This is a genomic window from Pectobacterium zantedeschiae, from assembly GCF_004137795.1.
Taxonomy (GTDB): Bacteria; Pseudomonadota; Gammaproteobacteria; order Enterobacterales; family Enterobacteriaceae; genus Pectobacterium; species Pectobacterium zantedeschiae.
Genome location: NZ_NWTM01000005.1, coordinates 1 through 19049, shown reverse-complemented (window position 1 = coordinate 19049; position 19049 = coordinate 1). Strand labels below are relative to the sequence as shown.

Here is a 19049-nt window from a genome sequence, read left to right as displayed (position 1 = left end):
CCCATCAGAATTGTTTCTGGACATCCATACAGTATCATTTTACCTTGACCGACAGCGTGAAAGGCCTGCGGAGGCAATGTGGATATCAGTATATTTTATGGTCTAGGCGGTGGTGCGGTGGGTCTGCTGATCGGGTGGTTAATTGCTAGCTTGATTCATCAGCAGAAGCTATCGCAGCATGACACCGAACAGCGGTTGCTGGCGCAGACATTGCAGCAGGCTCAACAGTCACTCAGTGAACAGCAGCAGACAAAGCAGCAGGACGAGCAAAGACTGCGGCAAAATGAGCTGGAACTGCGCACGGTTCACGCTCAGCTCTCCGCCAGCCATGAAAAACTGCAACAGCTTGGCGAACTCCGCACTGAATGCGTGCAGTTAAATCAGGAATTGAGGACGCTACGTGAAATAAATAGCGCACAGGAGGCCGAACTGCGGGAAGTCACCATTCGACTAGAAGAAACCCGGATGGCGGCGGAAGAGAAGCAGCGGCTGCTGGCAAGCAGCGAACAGCGATTGACGACGCAGTTTGAGAATCTGGCGAACCGCATTTTCGAACACAGCGGCCGCAAGGTGGATGAGCAAAATAAACAGAGTCTGGATAAGTTGCTGATGCCGCTGCGTGACCAGCTTGATGGATTTCGCCGTCAGGTGCAGGACAGCTTTGGTGCGGAAGCGCGCGAGCGTCACACGTTGGCGCATGAAATCCGTAATCTGCAACAGCTGAACGCGCAGATGGCACATGAAGCCATCAACCTGACGAAAGCGCTGAAAGGTGACAATAAGACGCAGGGTAACTGGGGCGAAGTGGTGTTAAGCCGCGTGCTGGAAGCCTCCGGTCTGCGTGAAGGATATGAATATCAAACACAGGTCAGCGTGCAGACGGGAACAAATAGCCGTTTGCAACCCGATGTCATCGTGCGTTTACCGCAGGGTAAAGATGTCGTGATCGATGCCAAGATGTCGCTGGTGGCCTATGAACGCTATTTCAATAGTGATGATGATGTAGAACGTAGTACGGCGCTGAACGAACACCTGCTCTCCGTTCGCAGCCATATTCGGCAGTTGAGCAGCAAAGATTACCAGCAGCTTCCGGGGCTGCGTTCGCTAGACTATGTGCTGATGTTTATTCCGGTCGAACCCGCTTTCCTGGTCGCTATCGATCGTCAGCCTGAATTGATCAACGAGGCGCTAAAGCACAATATTATGCTGGTCAGCCCAACTACGCTGCTGGTGGCACTACGCACTATCAATAATTTATGGCGCTATGAACAACAGAGCCGCAATGCACAGCACATCGCTGAAAAAGCATCGAGGCTGTACGATAAGTTGCGGCTGTTCGTCGACGATATGGAAGCGATGGGACAGAGTCTGGATAAAGCACAGAGCACTTATCGTCAGGCGATGAATAAACTTTCGTCTGGGCGTGGTAACCTTATTGGCCAGGCTGAGGGATTTCGCGCGCTGGGTGTAGAAATTAAACGCACGATCAGCCCATCATTGGCAGAAAGAGCAACGGCCCATGAGCACACCGAAAGCGATGAGCTAACGGATTCCATCACTCCCGACGTTGTTTCCCCGACCGTAAGAACGGAAGGTGAAGAAGGGCAGCCAACGCACAAGCAGCTTGAAGTATAACGGTGATAAATAGGTATGGATTTCGCGGGCTTGGCACCCATGCTATGCGAAATTAGTGCAGTGGGGTTTTTATCCGGGTCTGGTACACTCTTACCATTAATGGGTAGACCCAAAATTTGACTGAAATAGTAGGCGGATAAGATGGCAAGTGAGCAGGAGAATACGGCCGACTTTGGTTTCCGGACTGTCGCCAGAGATGAAAAAGAAGTCATGGTGGCTGAGGTTTTTCATTCTGTAGCAGCAAAGTATGACCTGATGAATGACCTGATGTCTTTTGGTATCCACCGTGTCTGGAAGCGTTTTACTATCGAATGTAGTGGAGTAAGACGTAACCAGCGTGTTCTGGATCTTGCCGGAGGGACTGGGGATTTAACCGCCAAGTTCTCCCGTATGGTTGGTGAAAGTGGTGAAGTCGTTCTGGCGGACATCAATGCATCCATGTTGAAGGTGGGCCGCGAGAAACTGCGCAACAAAGGCATTATCGACAACATCAACTACGTGCAGGCTAATGCCGAAGCGCTGCCGTTCCCTGATGACTTCTTCGACTGCATTACTATCTCTTTTGGTCTTCGCAACGTGACGGACAAAAACAAAGCGCTGCGCTCCATGTACCGCGTTCTGAAGCCCGGTGGTCGGCTGCTGGTGTTGGAGTTTTCCAAGCCGGTAATTAAACAACTGAGCACCGTTTACGATGCGTATTCATTTCACATCCTGCCGAGGATTGGTGAAGCCGTGGCAAGCGATGCTGGAAGCTACCGCTATCTGGCGGAATCCATCCGTATGCACCCCGATCAGGAAACGCTGAAAGGGATGATGAGCGATGCCGGTTTTGACAGCGTTAACTATTTCAACCTCACAGGTGGAATCGTTGCACTGCATCGTGGGTTTAAATTCTGATTGGAAATGCCAATGCTGATAACGTCTTTTCTGACTGCTACGCTGGAAACCGCGCTGAATCAGCTGCTTTTTCACGATACTGTTTCTTGCGATCGAAGCATGAAGTCTGCCCGTCAGCGCTTACAGGGGAAAACACTCCAGATCGAGCTGGCTGAACTGAATGTACCCTTGGTGCTGGTGTTTAACGAACAGCGGCTGGATGTTGTCAGCCAGTGGGGCGAGTTGGCTGATTGCCGCCTGAAAACACGTGTTCCGGTTCTGATGAAATTACGCGATCGTCAACAGCTATCATCGTTGATGCGCAGCGGTGAACTGATTATTGAGGGCGATATTCAAGTCGTTCAACAGTTCATCGTACTGTGCGATCTTGCGGAGTTCGATCCGGCGGAATGGCTATCTCCTTATCTGGGCGATATTGTTGCTCAGGGTCTTAGCCAGACGGCGCAGAAAACATTGAGCTTCCTGAGAAGGTCACTACATCAGCAGCAACATTTCCTGTCCGAGACGTTAACGGAAGAGTGGCGACTTGCTCCGGGAAAACTGGAAAATGCCTGGTTCCATGAGGAAATTGTTGCGCTGGATAAATCCGTTGATACGTTGTCCGAACGGCTGGCGAAACTGGAGGCTTTACGATGACGCCCAGTGAATTACGCCGCCTCTACAGCATTGTGCGTGTGCTGTTGAGCTACGGTCTGGACGAACTCATTCCTAAAATGCGTCTGACGTTTCCACTGCGTGTGGGTCGTCGCATGCTGTTCTGGTTACCTAATCGCCACCGCAACATGCCTTTAGGGGAACGCCTGCGTTTAGCACTTCAGGAACTGGGACCTGTATGGATTAAGTTTGGGCAAATGATGTCGACGCGCCGCGACCTGTTCCCACCTGCTATCGCCGATCAGCTCGCGATGTTGCAGGATAAGGTTGAGCCGTTCGATGGCAAACTGGCGCGTGAGCAAATTGAGCTATCGATGGGCGGAATCCCTCTTGAAGAGTGGTTTGACGATTTTGACATTAAACCGCTAGCCTCTGCCTCAATTGCGCAAGTTCATACCGCATGCCTAAAAAGCACGGGAAAAGAGATTGTTATTAAGGTTATCCGCCCGGATATTCTGCCTGTCATCAAGGCGGATATGCGCCTGATGAAACGGCTGGCTGGCTGGCTACCCCGTCTGTTGCCGGATGGTCGCCGCCTGCGTCCGCGCGAAGTGGTACTGGAATACGAGAAAACGTTGCTTGATGAACTGAATTTGCTGCGAGAAGCGGCAAACGCCATTCAACTGCGGCGTAATTTTGAGAACAGCCCGATGCTGTATGTGCCGGAAATTTATTCGGATTATTGCAGTGAAAGCATGTTGGTCATGGAACGTATCTACGGTATTCCTGTTTCTGATGTCGATGCGCTGAAAGCCAATGGCACGGATATGAAGCTACTGGCAGAACGTGGCGTTCAGGTTTTCTTCACGCAGGTATTTCGCGACAGTTTCTTCCACGCGGATATGCACCCCGGCAATATCTTTATCAGCTACGAACACCCAGAAGACCCGCAATACATCGGTATTGATTGCGGTATCGTCGGTTCGTTGAATAAAGAAGATAAGCGCTATCTGGCCGAAAATTTTATTGCCTTCTTTAACCGTGATTATCGCAAAGTCGCCGAACTGCATGTGGATTCGGGCTGGGTGCCTGTTGACACCAATGTCGCAGATTTTGAGTTTGCTATTCGTACGGTCTGCGAGCCCATTTTCGAGAAGCCGTTGGCGGAAATTTCATTCGGCCATGTATTATTGAATTTGTTTAATACGGCACGTCGCTTCAATATGGAAGTGCAGCCTCAACTGGTGTTGCTGCAAAAAACGTTGCTGTACATTGAAGGCGTTGGTCGACAGCTTTATCCGCAGCTCGACTTGTGGAAAACCGCCAAGCCGTTTCTTGAGAGCTGGTTGAAGCAACAGGTCGGTTTACCTGCGGTTTTCCGGGCGCTAAAAGAAAAGGCACCGTTCTGGGCTGAGAAATTGCCTGAAATCCCTGAGCTATTTTATGACGGACTTCGTCAGCATAAGATGTTAAAACAAAGCGTCGATAAGCTGTCACATGAGTTGAGAACGCAGCAGGCTCGTCAAGGACAGTCACGATATCTTTTGGGTATTGGCGCAACGCTGCTAATCAGTGGTACGTTGTTACTGATCAGCCGTGTTGAAGCCGATATGGTTCCTGCGGGGTTGATGGCAGCAGGAATTGTCGCCTGGATTATCGGTTGGCGTCGAACTCGTTGAAGCAGATCATGATGCTCGTCAGAATTACCCGATATAATAACGAGAATTCTGTCGTTCCCCTTTTTGAAAAGAGGTAAATGTTATGGGTGGTATTAGTCTCTGGAACCTGTTGATTATCGCAGTTATTGTCATTTTGCTGTTCGGAACCAACAAGCTGAGAACACTGGGTTCAGATCTGGGTGCATCCATCAAAGGTTTTAAAAAAGCGATGGGTGACGATCAGCCGTCTACTAATGCAGACAAAACGCAGCCAGATGCTGATTTCTCTACTAAATCTATCGCTGATAACCAATCAGACGCCAAGCAGGGCGATACAAAGAGCCAGCATAAAGAGCAGGTGTAATCTGTGTTCGATATCGGTTTTGGTGAATTGTTACTGGTGATGGTTCTCGGCCTGATCGTCCTTGGGCCGGAGCGTTTGCCTGTTGCAGTTAGAACGGTTGCAAGTTGGATTAGAACGCTGCGTTCATTGGCGTCTACGGTTCAGAATGAGTTGTCCCAGGAGTTGAAGCTCCAGGAGTTTCAGGAAAGCCTGAAAAAAGTCGAAAAAGCCAGTTTGCAGAATCTGTCGCCTGAGCTGAAAGCCTCAATGGATGAACTCAAAGAGGCGGCGGAAGCGATGAAACGTGGCTATACCGAGACGTCGTCTTCGCAAAAATTAGATGATCCCAAAAAACCAGATGATGGTAGTGCGACGGTGGAACCGCAGAGTAATGCCCCGTTAAACGATCCTGAAGCGGCCTACGATGGGGTGATTGAAGCGGAAACCGCAATACATCCGGCAGACAGCCAACAGAAGCCCGAGAGCGCAGCTGTTGCTGAGAATCATAGCGATGGTCGCAACGCCACAAGTGATGGCGCTGTCGGTAATGATAATGTCAAACCTGAGCAGTCACAGTCTTCCACTGTTTCTGCCCGTCAACCGAGTGATAGTCGTTAGTTTATGGCCGATGAAGATACTCAACCGCTAATTAGTCACCTGATTGAGCTACGCAAGCGGCTACTGAACAGTATTATCTGTGTGCTGGCGGTGTTTGTTGTGTTGGTGTTCTTTGCCAATGACATTTACCAAATAGTTTCTGCCCCGCTCATCAAGCAATTGCCTGCGGGTGCCAGCATGATTGCGACGGATGTCGCCTCGCCTTTCTTTACGCCGATAAAACTGACGATGATTGTCTCAGTGTTTGTCGCCGCACCGCTGGTGCTCTATCAGGTATGGGCATTTGTGGCTCCAGCTCTGTATAAACACGAACGTCGCTTAATGATGCCGTTGCTGGTATCCAGCAGCTTGCTGTTTTATTCGGGCATGGCGTTTGCGTACTTTGTCGTGTTTCCGCTGGCGTTTGGTTTTTTCGCGAAAACCGCGCCCGTTGGCGTGTTGATTGCGACCGACATCAATAACTACCTCGATTTTGTTATGGCGCTATTCATGGCGTTTGGCGTATCGTTTGAGGTGCCTGTTGCCATTGTGCTGCTCTGCTGGAGTGGTGTGGTGACGCCAGAAGACCTGAAGAAAAAGCGGCCTTATATTTTGGTGGGCGCATTCGTTGTCGGGATGTTGCTGACGCCGCCGGACGTTTTCTCACAGACGCTACTGGCGATTCCTATGTATCTGCTGTTTGAAATTGGTGTGTTCTTCGCGCGGTTTTATGTTGGCAAAGGCCGACGGACTGAAACGGAAGAGCCATCGCAGTAACTAACGGTTTCCTGCGGCAGGACGGTAAAATGGCCTCTCTTTGAGAGGTCTTATTTTTTTATTTGCCAGAGTGAGAGTCATGTTTGATATCGGTGTCAATCTAACCAGTTCCCAGTTTGAAAAAGACAGGGAGCAGGTCGTCATCCGAGCAAAGCAAACGGGTGTCAGTGGCATCTTGATCACGGGAACCAACGCCCAGGAAAGCTATCAGGCGATGACACTGGCGCAAGCCTATCCCGATTACTGTTGGTCAACGGCAGGTGTTCATCCGCATGAGGCCAGCCAATGGAATAGCGCTATCGCCGAGCAGATTCACCAAATGGCAAACGCTGCCTGCGTGGTTGCCATTGGCGAGTGTGGGTTGGACTTCAATCGTAACTTTTCTACTCCAGAGGAGCAGGAACGGGCATTCAGCGAACAGCTAGCGATAGCTGCTGAGCTGTCCATACCGGTTTTTCTTCATTGCCGCGACGCACATCCCCGCTTTGTTTCCCTGTTGACGCCATGGCTGAATCAGTTACCTGCCGCCGTGATTCACTGTTTTACCGGTAATCGCCATGAGTTAGATGAGTGTCTGGCTGCGGGACTGATGATCGGCATCACTGGCTGGGTTTGTGATGAGCGTCGTGGACTTGAGCTACGCGCCTTATTGCCGCACATTCCTGCCGATCGGCTGTTGGTTGAAACCGACGCACCTTATCTGTTACCTCGGGATTTACGCCCTAAACCGGCATCCCGCCGTAACGAACCCTGTTATCTGCCTCATATTATTCGCCAAATTGCGGAGTGGCGTGGAGAAGATGCCACATGGCTGGGACAGACAACAGATGAAAATGCCCGTCGGGTTTTCCGACTGGCCTGATTCAGGAGAATAATGACATGAGCAATGCTTTTCCCGGCACTTTCCCCGGCCGACGTATGCGTCGCATTCGCCGCCATGATTTCAGCCGTCGCCTTGTTGCTGAGAATCAACTGACAGTGAATGATTTGATTTATCCCGTTTTCGTGATGGAAGGGACAAATCATCGTCAGGAAGTTCCCTCAATGCCGGGGGTATACCGGATGACTATTGACGTGCTTCTGAAAGAAGCCGAAGAGATCGCTAAGCTTGGCGTTCCGGTACTGTCGCTGTTCCCCGTTATTGAAGCGGATAAGAAATCACTCTATGCAGAAGAATCCTATAACCCAGATGGCCTGGTTCCTCGCACGATCCGTGCGTTGAAAGACGCCGTTCCTGAGCTGGGTCTGCTGACGGATGTCGCGCTCGACCCCTATACTACGCACGGGCAGGACGGGATTATTGATGAAGATGGTTATGTGATTAATGACGTCACCAAGGAGATTTTGGTGCGTCAGGCGCTGTCTCATGCTGAAGCTGGAGCAGAAATTATTGCGCCTAGCGACATGATGGATGGCCGCATTGGCGCTATTCGCGACATGTTTGAAGCGCAAAATCTGATCAATACCCAGATCATGGCCTATTCCGCTAAGTATGCATCGTGCTATTACGGGCCTTTCCGTGATGCCGTAGGCTCAGCGGGTAATCTGAAAGGTGGTAACAAGAAAACCTATCAGATGGATCCGGCCAACAGCGATGAAGCCTTGCAGGAGATCGCACAGGATTTACAGGAAGGTGCGGATATGGTGATGGTCAAACCGGGAATGCCGTATCTGGACGTGGTTCGTCGCGTCAAGGATACGTTCGGCGTTCCGACGTTTGCTTATCAGGTATCTGGCGAGTATGCGATGCATATGGCGGCGATTCAGAATGGCTGGTTGCAGGAACAACCGGTGGTAATGGAGTCTCTGCTGTGCTTTAAACGTGCGGGTGCAGATGGTGTGCTGACCTACTTTGCCAAGCGTGTTGCACAGTGGCTGCACGATCAGCATATGCAACGCTAAGTCTGTTCTCATCCGGCGCGGTGTAAACGCGCCGGGTAGCGCAAAGAAGCAGGCTAGGTTTTGCGAAACTCGCGATTATCGATACTCTGCCTGACCTGTTTGTTCAACATATTTAGCAATAACATCGAGCGGGCTTCGCCGTCAGGTTCGGTGTAGATAGCCTGAAGGCCAGAGAAAATACCGTCAGTAATGACCACGCTATCGCCAGGCTGTGGCGTCAGTGGATCAAGGATTACCTGCATGGGACGAAGTGACAACTCATCGATAACCTGTTGCGGAATAGTCGCTGGCAGTGCACCAAATCGCACAAAGTTACTCACTCCGCGCGTTGCACTGATGGTGGTCGTGTGGATGCGCTCGGGATCGAACTCCACAAACAGGTAGTTTGGGAATAGTGGTTCACACACTTCAGTTCGTTTACCACGAACGATTTTATCCAGCGTGATCATCGGGCTCACGCAGGTAACCTCCTGACGTTCCAGGTGCTCTTTCGCTCGCAGCAGTTGACCGCGTTTACAATACAGTAAGTACCAAGCTTCCATAATTTCGCAGACTTATGATTCCGACGATCAAGCATAACAAAAGCGAGCACAGATAAAAAATTTTCGGCAGATATTTTTGTTACCACGTTCTGGCTGTTGGATTCTTGATGGTGATTAGATTCTTGCCATAAATAGGCGCTGCGGGAAGCGACAGGTTGGCGAAGAGACTTTATAATAGCCACAACGATAGACTGCCCCCGATGAATAGCATGAAATACCGTGACTTACGCGAATTCCTTTCGCTGCTGGAAGAGAGAGGGGAGTTGAAACGCATTACTCAGCCCATCGATCCCTACCTTGAAATGACGGAAATTGCCGACCGAACGCTGCGTGCGGAAGGTCCAGCCCTCCTGTTTGAAAACCCCAAAGGCTATGACATGCCGGTGCTGTGCAATTTATTTGGCACGCCGAAACGTGTTGCATTGGGAATGGGGCAGGAAGAAGTCAGTGCATTGCGAGACGTGGGCAAACTGCTGGCATTTTTGAAAGAGCCAGAGCCACCTAAAGGGTTCCGCGATCTGGTAGATAAAATGCCGAAGTTCCGTCAGGTACTGAATATGCCGACGAAACGGCTGTCTTCGGCACCGTGTCAGGAACAGGTTTGGCAAGGTGATGATGTTGATCTGCGTCGGATTCCAGTGATGCAGTGCTGGCCAGAAGATGCCGCGCCGCTCATTACCTGGGGGCTTACCGTGACGCGGGGGCCACACAAAGAGCGGCAGAATCTGGGGATCTATCGTCAGCAGGTGCTAGGCAAAAACAAACTGATCATGCGCTGGCTATCTCATCGCGGCGGCGCACTGGATTTTCAGGAGTGGTGTCAGGAAAATCCGGGGCAGCGTTTTCCAGTGGCTGTTGCGCTCGGTGCTGACCCTGCGACGATTCTCGGTGCGGTGACGCCCGTGCCTGACACGCTGTCGGAATATGCTTTTGCGGGTTTACTGCGTGGGCATAAGACTGAAGTGGTGAAGTGTTTGTCGAACGATTTGGAAGTCCCCGCCAGTGCGGAAATTGTTCTTGAAGGCTACATTGAACCAGGAGAAATGGCGGCTGAAGGACCTTATGGCGACCATACTGGCTATTACAATGAAGTCGATCACTTCCCGGTATTTACCGTCACGCATATTACTCAACGTCAGAATGCCATTTATCACTCGACTTACACGGGGCGGCCGCCGGATGAGCCCGCGGTGCTGGGCGTGGCGTTGAACGAAGTTTTCGTACCGATCCTGCAAAAGCAGTTTCCTGAGATTGTCGATTTTTATTTGCCACCAGAGGGTTGCTCTTACCGTCTGGCGGTCGTTACCATGAAGAAACAGTACGCGGGTCATGCTAAACGCGTCATGATGGGCGTCTGGTCTTTTTTACGCCAGTTCATGTATACGAAATTTGTTATTGTCTGCGATGATGACGTTAACGCGCGCGACTGGAAAGACGTGATATGGGCGATCACTACGCGCATGGATCCGGCACGCGATACGGTATTAGTAGAAAATACACCGATAGACTATCTTGATTTCGCCTCGCCGGTTTCTGGCCTGGGCTCCAAAATGGGTCTGGACGCCACCAATAAATGGCCTGGTGAAACGCAGCGTGAGTGGGGACACCCCATCAAGAAAGATCCGCAGGTTTGTGCCCGCATTGATGAGATATGGGACGAATTGGCCATTTTTAGTGACAGAGAGCCCCGGCGTTAACGGCTGCCGCTCTGTTCTCAGTTTTGCTTTTATGACCCTATAGAGGGAATGCATGACAACATTGAGCTGTAAAGTGACTTCGGTCGAAGCCATAACCGATACGGTCTATCGCGTTCGTTTATTACCTGAAGCGCCTTTTTCCTTTCGGGCTGGCCAGTATTTGATGGTGGTGATGGGCGATCGGGATAAACGTCCTTTCTCACTGGCATCGACCCCGATGGATAAAAACTTTATCGAGTTGCATATTGGGGCGTCCGAACTGAATCTTTACGCGATGGCGGTGATGGAACGTATTCACAAAGAAAAAGCCCTGACGGTCGATATCCCGCATGGCGAAGCTTGGTTACGGGAAGAGAGTACGCGTCCACTGGTATTGATTGCGGGTGGAACCGGATTTTCGTACGTGCGTTCTATTCTGTTGACCGCGCTGGCTCAGCAACCCGATCGTGACATCTCCATTTACTGGGGCGGGCGTGAATCCCAGCATCTGTATGATTTAACCGAGCTTGAAGGTTTTGCTGCCAAGCACGCGAATCTGCGAGTGGTGCCCGTCGTCGAACAGCCAGAAGAAGGATGGGATGGCAGAACAGGTACCGTTCTGAGCGCAGTATTGCAAGATTATGGCTCACTGGCAGAGCAGGATATTTACATTGCCGGACGCTTTGAAATGGCGAAAATTGCACGTGAACGTTTTTGTAACGAGCGCGGTGCGTTGACAGCCCATATGTTCAGCGACGCGTTTTCGTTTATTTGATACAGTCGTCGTCAGTAAGAAATTATAAGAAATAAACAGTAAAAATCCCACGGTCGTGGGATTTTGTGTTTCTACTCATACTGCTTGCAGAGCCTGGTTATGTTCAGGTTCGCTCAAATACGGTCGCAATACCCTGTCCCAGGCCGATGCACATTGTCGCTATGCCAAATTGAACGTCGCGGCTTTCCATCAGATTGATCAAGGTGGTGGAGATGCGTGCCCCCGAGCAGCCGAGCGGGTGACCCAGCGCGATGGCTCCGCCGTTGAGGTTGACCTTTTCATCGAGCTGTTCCAGTAGACCCAGATCTTTAATGCAGGGCAGCGTTTGGGCGGCGAATGCCTCATTCAGTTCAAAGATACCAATGTCGGCCAGACTTAAGCCTGCTCGCTTCAGCGCCAGTTTTGTTGCTGGGACAGGGCCATAGCCCATAATCGATGGATCGCAGCCCACCACGGCCATCGCTCGAATGCGGGCTCTCACCGGTAAACCTAATGATACCGCGCGGGATTCGCTCATGATTAACATGGCCGAAGCGCCATCGGACAACGCGGAGGATGATCCGGCTGTCACCGTGCCGTTAATCGGATCGAATGCTGGTTTGAGAGCAGCAAGGCTATCGACGGTGGTCTCTGGGCGAATCACTTCATCATAATCGAAGCGTTGCAGCGCGCCGTCTGTATCATGGCCAGCCGTGGGGACAATTTCATGACGAAATGCGCCAGATTGGGTGGCGTGATAGGCACGTTGGTGTGAGCGGGCGGCGAATTGATCCTGCATCTCACGGCTAATATTATGCATACGCGCCAGCATTTCGGCCGTCAGCCCCATCATTCCCGCGGCTTTAGCTACGGTGCGGCTCAGTCCCGGATGAAAATCTACGCCATGATTCATCGGCACATGTCCCATATGCTCAACGCCGCCGATTAAACAGACATTCGCGTCACCAACCATAATCGCACGGGCGGCATCGTGGAGCGCCTGCATAGAAGAACCACAAAGTCGGTTAACTGTCGTAGCGGGTACGCTCACCGGGATTTCTGCCAGTAATGCCGCATTGCGGGCCACATTGAAACCTTGCTCCAGTGTTTGCTGTACACATCCCCAATAGATATCGTCGATCTCATGGGCGTCTAGCGCTGCGTTACGGCTCAATAGGCTACGCATCAGGTGCGCGGACAGGTCTTCGGCTCTCACCTGACGGAAAGCTCCGCCTTTGGATCGCCCCATCGGCGTGCGTACGGCATCAACAATCACTACCTTTTCCATATTTCCTGTCCTCATGCCAGTTGACCTTGGGAAACGTCCGCGTGTGGAGCGACTGATGGGTAATAACCTTCATGGTTTCTGGCTTTTTGTTGTAAGCCGTCAGGCACCTGATAGATTGCGCCGAGGTGCATCAACTGCTGTGCCATCTCGATATAACGCTCGCTGCCCAATGTATCCAGATAGCGGCAGGCTCCGCCGTGGAAGGGAGGGAAACCCAATCCGTATACCAATGCCATGTCCGCTTCGGCAGGGCTGGCGACGATACCTTCTTCCAGACAGCGCGCGACTTCATTAATCAGTGGGATCATCATTCGAGCGATAATCTCTTCTGCGCTGAACGTTTTTTTCGGCTGACTGATGTCTTTTAGGAGCATATCTACGGCGTCATCTTGTTCTTTACGCTGTTTCCCCTTGCTATCGGTTTGATAGCGATAGAAGCCCTGACCATTTTTCTGCCCAAAGCGTTGATGTTCAAATAACACGTCAATCGCATCGCGATAGTCTTTTGCCATCCTCTGTGGAAAGCCTTCTGCCATTACTGCCTGAGCATGGTGTGCGGTATCAATGCCGACAACATCGAGCAGATAGGCTGGACCCATCGGCCACCCGAATTTCTTCTCCATGACGCTATCGATCTCGCGGAAATCGGCACCGTCTCTGAGCAGTAAGCTGAATGCTGCAAAGTAGGGGAACAGGACGCGATTCACGAAGAATCCCGGGCAGTCGTTCACGACAATCGGTGTCTTGCCCATCTTGCTGGCGTAAGCCACCACGCTGGCGATGGTGCTGTCACTGGTTTTGGGGCCGCGAATAATTTCGACCAGTGGCATGCGGTGTACTGGGTTGAAGAAGTGCATGCCACAGAAATTTTGCGGTCGTTTTAACGACGCCGCCAGTGCGGCAATTGGAATCGTTGAGGTATTGGAAGCCAGAATAGTATTCTCGCTAACATGCGATTCAGTTTCTGCTAATACGCTGGCTTTGATTTTCGGGTTCTCTACGACGGCCTCAACCACGATATCGGTACGCTCGAACCCAGCGTAATCCAACGTTGGGTGAATGCTGGCCAGAATCGTCGCCATTTTCATTCCGTCTAGCTTGCCTCGCTCCATTTGTTTATTCAGGAGTTTGGCTGCCTCATTCATCCCCAGTGCGAGCGGTTTCTCGTTGATGTCTTTCATCATAATCGGCACGCCTTTGAACGCAGACTGATAGGCAATCCCGCCACCCATAATGCCCGCCCCCAGTACAGCGGCCTGCTTTGGCACGGATGTATTGCCAATCAGCTTCTTCGCTTTGCTTTTAACATATTGATCGTTTAGGAAAATACCGACGAGGGCGCGAGCTTCATTTGAACGCGCCAACTGAACGAAGTGCTGCGTTTCGAGCTGCAATGCGTCATCTCGCGTCATGGTTGCGGCGGATTCGATGGTTTTTACCGCTAACATGGGTGCTGGATAATGTTTCCCGGCGGTTTGTAGCACCATCGCTTTGGCGGTGGTAAAGCTCATCATGGCTTCAATTTTATTGAGTTTCAGCGCCTCAAGTTTCGGACGTCGATAAGCCTGCCAGTCCAATTCGCCACTTATGGCCTGTTTTAGCATCTTGATGGCGGCGGAAATCAGCTTTTCATTGGTGACAACAGCCTGCACTAGCCCCACTTTTAAAGCATCGGCTGCGCTGACGTCTTTACCTGCGGCGATAATCTCCAGCGCACTATCAGCACCCAGCAGGCGCGGTAGCCTGACCGTGCCGCCAAAGCCCGGCATGATCCCTAGTTTAGTCTCGGGTAACCCGATTCGGGCATCCGGTGTTGCTAAACGAAAATCGGTCGCTAGTACGCATTCACATCCGCCTCCCAGCGCATAGCTATTAATTGCGGAAAGCGTGGGAACGGGTAAATCCTCAAGGCGGTTGAAAATACGATTGGCGAAGATAAGCCACTCATGCAGCTTTTCTGCTGGCGCAGCAAAAAGAGAGAGGAATTCCGTGATATCGGCACCGACAATAAATGCAGGTTTGTCAGAACGTAACAGTAGGCCCTTCAGGTTCGGCTGCTCCGCCAGAACGTCCAGCGCTTTACCCAGGCTGGCAACCGTACGGGTATCTAGTGTGTTTACGGAGCCTGGGGCAGAAAATACCAGCTCGGCAATGCCGTCCTCAAGCCAGTTAAGGTAGAGGGATTCACCTTGATAAAGCATGTTTATCTCCGCTGTTTGTGTGAGTGATCTGGTATGACCAGATAATCGAATTGTGGTTATAATGTTAATTTTTTGCAAACGAGAGATTAATTTTTTGCCGAATCGATCACAAAGCACTGGACGCTGCCCTTGTGTGATGCCTGTGTTAAAATGGAGGGATCATGTCGTGACGTACAAGGATACTCATGGAAAAGCTGGCTTCTTTATATCATCACCATCTGGCGACGCTGCAAACGCGTGCCCAGGCGGTTTTAGCGCGCCATCAGCTTGACGCATTACTGATTCACTCTGGTGAGCTGTTGACCGTTTTTCTGGACGATCACGACTATCCTTTTAAAGTTAATCCGCAGTTTAAAGCGTGGGTGCCGGTCACACAGGTGCCGAACTGTTGGCTATGGATTGACGGCGTTAATCCGCCGAAGCTGTGGTTCTACTCGCCAGTTGATTACTGGCATAACGTTGCTCCGGTTCCCGAGAGCTTCTGGACCGAAGAGATTGATATTACTGTGCTCCGGAATGCTGATGATATCGGGCAACTGCTTCCATCGCAGCGTGAGCGTGTTGCCTATATCGGTTATGCACCACAACGTGCGCAGGATTTGGGAATTCGGGCGGACAATATCAACCCTCAGGGCGTGTTGGATTATCTGCACTATCATCGCGCTTACAAAACAGACTACGAGTTGGCCTGCATGCGTGAAGCACAGAAGACGGCGGTTATCGGCCATCGTGCAGCGCATGAAGCGTTTCTTTCTGGCATGAGCGAGTTCGATATTAATCTGGCGTATCTGACAGCCACCGGCCATCGGGATATCGATGTGCCTTACGGTAATATTATCGCGATAAATGAACATGCGGCGGTATTGCACTATACCCAGTTGGATCATCAGGTGCCTTCCGATGTCCGCAGCTTTCTGATTGATGCGGGTGCTGAATATAACGGATATGCCGCTGACCTCACGCGAACCTATTTCGCACAGAGCGATGGGGTTTTTGCTCAACTGATTAAAGATCTCAACCAGGAAATGCTCGCGCTGATTGATACCATTCAGGCGGGAGTGCGCTATACCGATTACCACATTCAGATGCATCAGCGGATTGCGAAGCTGCTGAAATCACATCAGTTGGTGCGAAACATCAGCGAAGAAGCCATGGTGGAGCAGGGGCTTACGTCGCTTTTCCTGCCGCACGGTCTTGGTCACCCGCTGGGCTTGCAGGTGCATGATGTTGCCGGGTTTATGCAAGACGATCGCGGTACACATCTGGCGGCTCCGACGCAGCATCCTTATCTGCGTTGTACTCGAGTACTTGAACCTGGCATGGTCATGACGATCGAACCGGGCATCTATTTCATTGAATCCCTGCTTGCTCCGTGGCGCGAGGGTGAATTTAGTCAACACGTTGACTGGCAAAAAATCGATGCGCTGAAACCGTTTGGTGGGATTCGTATCGAGGATAATATTGTCATTCATGAAGGGCGTGTGGAAAACATGACGCGCGACCTGAATCTGGCCTGATGCAAGCGTATCCCATTCCTACTGCGTCCGTGAGCTTCAGTGAGGAAATCAAGAAAAGTCGCTTTACTACGATCCTGGCGGCAACGCCGGGAATCGAAGCGGCAAAAGCGTTTATCCAGCACGTCAGGGAAGAACATACCTCGGCGGGGCATCACTGCTGGGCGTTTGTTGCGGGGGCGCCTGACGATTCCCAGCAGCTTGGCTTTTCCGATGATGGCGAGCCATCCGGCACGGCGGGTAAACCGATGCTGTCACAGTTGATGGGAAGCGGTATCGGTGAGATTACTGCTGTAGTGGTGCGTTACTATGGCGGAATTCCGCTAGGCACTGGCGGGTTAGTGAAAGCTTATGGCGGTGGTGTCCAGCAAGCGCTGAAGCTGATATCGCGGCAAGAGAAAGTCTTGCAAAAAGAGTATGGCTTACAATGTGGCTATGCGCTGTTGCCCCAGGTGGAATCGCTGATCTTTCAGCTTGGCGGAAAAGTGCTGCATAGCGAGTATGGCGTGGAAGTCGTATTGCGGTTCTCTATCCCTGTCAGGAGAACCGAGGAAGCGGCAACGAAATTGCGTGATTTAAGTCGCGGTGCGTTGCATTTATTGCCGATTCCATAATAATTCCAGCGCTTTTTTATGAATCATTAAGGAATTCCCTGCGATGCACTTGCGCGCCATAACTCGTATTGTCGGCCAGTTGGTTATCCTTTTTTCCGGGACGATGGTTATTCCTGGACTGGTGGCGTTAATTTACCGCGATGGCGCAGGCCGAGCGTTTACGCAGACATTTATTGTCGCGTTGGCCATTGGCATCATGCTGTGGCTACCAAACCGTAAACAGAAGCATGAACTGAAATCTCGAGAAGGGTTCCTAATCGTTGTCCTCTTCTGGACGGTACTGGGAAGCGTCGGAGCTCTACCTTTCCTGTTTGCTGAACACCCTAATTTGGGTTTAACGGATGCTTTTTTCGAATCGTTCTCTGGGTTAACGACAACGGGGGCGACCACGCTGGTCGGGCTAGATTCATTGCCTAAAGCCATCTTGTTTTACCGACAAATGCTGCAATGGTTTGGTGGGATGGGGATCATCGTACTCGCCGTTGCCATCCTGCCGATTCTTGGGGTCGGTGGGATGCAGCTGTATCGTGCGGAGATGCCTGGGCCATTGAAGGAAAACAAAATGCGTCCGCGTATTGCCGATACGGCGAAAACGCTGTGGCTGATTTATCTCTTACTCACCATTGCCTGTGCCGTCTCGTTATGGCTGGCTGGCATGCCGGTATTTGACGCGATTGGGCACAGCTTCTCTACTGTGTCGGTCGGAGGATTCTCTACCCACGATGCCAGTATCGGTTACTTCAATAGTCCAACGATTAACACCATTATCGCGATATTCCTGCTGATTTCCGGCTGTAACTTTGGCTTGCACTTTGCTCTGCTGAGCGGCCGCAGCCTAAAGGTATACTGGCGTGACCCGGAATTCCGTATGTTCATTTTTGTTCAACTGTCGCTGGTGGCCGTATGTACGATTGTCCTGTGGTTCCACCACGTCTATAGCAGCGGAATGCAGACGATCAACCAGGCATTTTTCCAGGTTGTCTCCATGGCGACAACGGCAGGGTTTACGACGGATAGCATTGCATCGTGGCCACTGTTTTTGCCGGTTTTGCTTCTGTGTTCTGCGTTTATTGGCGGGTGCGCGGGGTCAACCGGCGGTGGTCTGAAAGTGATTCGTATCCTGCTACTGTTTCTACAAGGATCGCGTGAGCTTAAGCGTTTAGTACATCCGAATGCGGTTTACACCATTAAATTGGGTCACCGAGCGTTGCCGGAGCGCATTCTTGAAGCGGTATGGGGATTTTTTTCCGCGTATGCGCTGGTTTTTATTGTCAGCATGCTGGCCGTCATTGCGACAGGTGTTGATGATTTCTCCGCGTTTGCTGCGGTCGCTGCCACATTAAATAATCTGGGGCCGGGATTGGGCGTCGTCGCTGAGAATTTTACGTCGATGAATGATACGGCGAAATGGATTCTGATACTGACAATGCTGTTTGGTCGTTTAGAAGTCTTCACGCTTTTAGTGCTATTTACGCCAACCTTCTGGCGGGAATAGTACCCATAAGGATAAAGAATAATGAAAGCTTTGATCGTGTTTTCGAGTCGGGATGGGCAAACAAGAGCGATTGCCTCCTATATTGCGAATACGCTGAAAGGGATCCTGGAGTGTGATGTTGTCAACGTACTCAATGCAAATGATATCGATCTGGGTCAATACGATCAGGTTCTGATTGGGGCGTCGATTCGGTACGGACGTTTTCATCCAGCGGTAAATCAATTTATCCATAAGCATCTGGCTTCTCTGCAACAACGACCTAGCGCATTCTTCTCAGTAAACCTTACTGCACGTAAACCAGAAAAGCGCACGATACAAACCAATGCCTACACGCGTAAATTCCTGCTGAGTTCCCCTTGGCAGCCAGATCTGTGTTGTGTGTTTGCGGGAGCTCTGCGTTATCCGCGCTATCGTTGGTTCGATCGGGTAATGATTCAACTAATTATGCGTATGACGGGCGGTGAAACGGATAGCACTAAAGAAGTTGAATATACGGACTGGCAGCAGGTTGCCCGTTTCGCACAGGATTTTGCTCAATTAGCGGTGAAAAATCCGGCATAAC

Annotated in this window: 18 protein-coding genes; 15 read left to right on the top strand and 3 right to left on the bottom strand. The window is 51.1% G+C overall.

Annotation, left to right across the window (positions count from 1 at the left end; genetic code table 11):
* The first annotated feature begins 78 nt into the window (after positions 1-78).
* From rmuC to hemB, 9 genes are all read left to right on the top strand, one after another.
* Complete coding sequence (gene rmuC / locus CLR69_RS19935; RefSeq protein ID WP_129713146.1) at positions 79-1635, top strand: DNA recombination protein RmuC; 1557 nt, start codon at positions 79-81, stop codon at positions 1633-1635.
* 141 nt (positions 1636-1776) lie between these two features.
* Entirely contained in the window at positions 1777-2532 is a 756-nt protein-coding gene (gene ubiE, locus CLR69_RS19930; protein WP_129709004.1) for a bifunctional demethylmenaquinone methyltransferase/2-methoxy-6-polyprenyl-1,4-benzoquinol methylase UbiE, read from the top strand.
* A gap of 12 nt (positions 2533-2544) precedes the next feature.
* A complete protein-coding gene (gene ubiJ, locus CLR69_RS19925) occupies positions 2545-3168 on the top strand; it encodes a ubiquinone biosynthesis protein UbiJ (RefSeq protein WP_129709001.1) in 624 nt (207 codons plus the stop codon).
* Complete coding sequence (gene ubiB / locus CLR69_RS19920; RefSeq protein ID WP_129708998.1) at positions 3165-4805, top strand: ubiquinone biosynthesis regulatory protein kinase UbiB; 1641 nt, start codon at positions 3165-3167, stop codon at positions 4803-4805. The genes ubiJ and ubiB overlap by 4 nt, the downstream gene beginning before the upstream one ends.
* A gap of 82 nt (positions 4806-4887) precedes the next feature.
* On the top strand, positions 4888-5148 hold the full coding sequence (tatA, locus tag CLR69_RS19915) for a Sec-independent protein translocase subunit TatA (RefSeq protein ID WP_039325379.1): 261 nt from the start codon (positions 4888-4890) through the stop codon (positions 5146-5148).
* A 3-nt stretch (positions 5149-5151) separates the two neighbouring features.
* The gene (gene tatB / locus CLR69_RS19910) at positions 5152-5745 is read left to right on the top strand and encodes a Sec-independent protein translocase protein TatB (RefSeq protein WP_129713147.1); all 594 of its coding nucleotides are present in this window, start codon (positions 5152-5154) and stop codon (positions 5743-5745) included.
* Positions 5746-5748: 3 nt separating this feature from the next.
* Positions 5749-6501, top strand: a complete 753-nt coding sequence (gene tatC / locus CLR69_RS19905; protein WP_129708989.1) for a Sec-independent protein translocase subunit TatC — start codon at positions 5749-5751, stop codon at positions 6499-6501.
* Positions 6502-6580: 79 nt separating this feature from the next.
* Complete coding sequence (gene tatD / locus CLR69_RS19900) at positions 6581-7363, top strand: 3'-5' ssDNA/RNA exonuclease TatD (protein WP_129713148.1); 783 nt, start codon at positions 6581-6583, stop codon at positions 7361-7363.
* Positions 7364-7380: 17 nt separating this feature from the next.
* The gene (gene hemB / locus CLR69_RS19895; protein ID WP_129708981.1) at positions 7381-8403 is read left to right on the top strand and encodes a porphobilinogen synthase; all 1023 of its coding nucleotides are present in this window, start codon (positions 7381-7383) and stop codon (positions 8401-8403) included.
* Positions 8404-8456: 53 nt separating this feature from the next.
* Here the strand turns inward: hemB and rfaH are convergent, their stop codons facing one another.
* Entirely contained in the window at positions 8457-8945 is a 489-nt protein-coding gene (gene rfaH, locus CLR69_RS19890; RefSeq protein ID WP_129708978.1) for a transcription/translation regulatory transformer protein RfaH, read from the bottom strand.
* Between the two features lie 200 nt (positions 8946-9145).
* On the opposite strand from rfaH, the gene ubiD reads away from it, so the two are divergent.
* On the top strand, positions 9146-10642 hold the full coding sequence (gene ubiD, locus CLR69_RS19885) for a 4-hydroxy-3-polyprenylbenzoate decarboxylase (protein ID WP_129713149.1): 1497 nt from the start codon (positions 9146-9148) through the stop codon (positions 10640-10642).
* Between the two features lie 52 nt (positions 10643-10694).
* Positions 10695-11396 carry an NAD(P)H-flavin reductase gene (fre, locus tag CLR69_RS19880; protein ID WP_048258282.1) on the top strand — a complete coding sequence of 234 codons (702 nt, stop codon included), beginning with the start codon at positions 10695-10697 and terminating at the stop codon, positions 11394-11396.
* Positions 11397-11499: 103 nt separating this feature from the next.
* Here fre and fadA read toward each other — a convergent pair whose 3' ends face one another.
* On the bottom strand, positions 11500-12663 hold the full coding sequence (gene fadA / locus CLR69_RS19875) for an acetyl-CoA C-acyltransferase FadA (RefSeq protein WP_129713150.1): 1164 nt from the start codon (positions 12661-12663) through the stop codon (positions 11500-11502).
* Positions 12664-12674: 11 nt separating this feature from the next.
* Complete coding sequence (gene fadB / locus CLR69_RS19870) at positions 12675-14864, bottom strand: fatty acid oxidation complex subunit alpha FadB (RefSeq protein ID WP_129713151.1); 2190 nt, start codon at positions 14862-14864, stop codon at positions 12675-12677.
* Between the two features lie 185 nt (positions 14865-15049).
* On the opposite strand from fadB, the gene pepQ reads away from it, so the two are divergent.
* Genes pepQ through hemG form a run of 4 tightly spaced genes read left to right on the top strand, consistent with a single transcriptional unit; the run spans position 15050 to position 19048 of the window.
* Entirely contained in the window at positions 15050-16381 is a 1332-nt protein-coding gene (gene pepQ, locus CLR69_RS19865) for a Xaa-Pro dipeptidase (protein ID WP_129713152.1), read from the top strand.
* On the top strand, positions 16381-16992 hold the full coding sequence (locus CLR69_RS19860) for an IMPACT family protein (RefSeq protein WP_129713153.1): 612 nt from the start codon (positions 16381-16383) through the stop codon (positions 16990-16992). Before pepQ ends, CLR69_RS19860 begins: the two co-directional genes overlap by 1 nt.
* Positions 16993-17035: 43 nt before the next feature.
* Positions 17036-18487, top strand: a complete 1452-nt coding sequence (gene trkH, locus CLR69_RS19855) for a Trk system potassium transporter TrkH (RefSeq protein ID WP_129708957.1) — start codon at positions 17036-17038, stop codon at positions 18485-18487.
* A gap of 21 nt (positions 18488-18508) precedes the next feature.
* Positions 18509-19048, top strand: coding sequence for a menaquinone-dependent protoporphyrinogen IX dehydrogenase (gene hemG, locus CLR69_RS19850; protein ID WP_129708954.1), 540 nt, complete (start codon positions 18509-18511; stop codon positions 19046-19048).
* Position 19049: the final 1 nt, after the last annotated feature.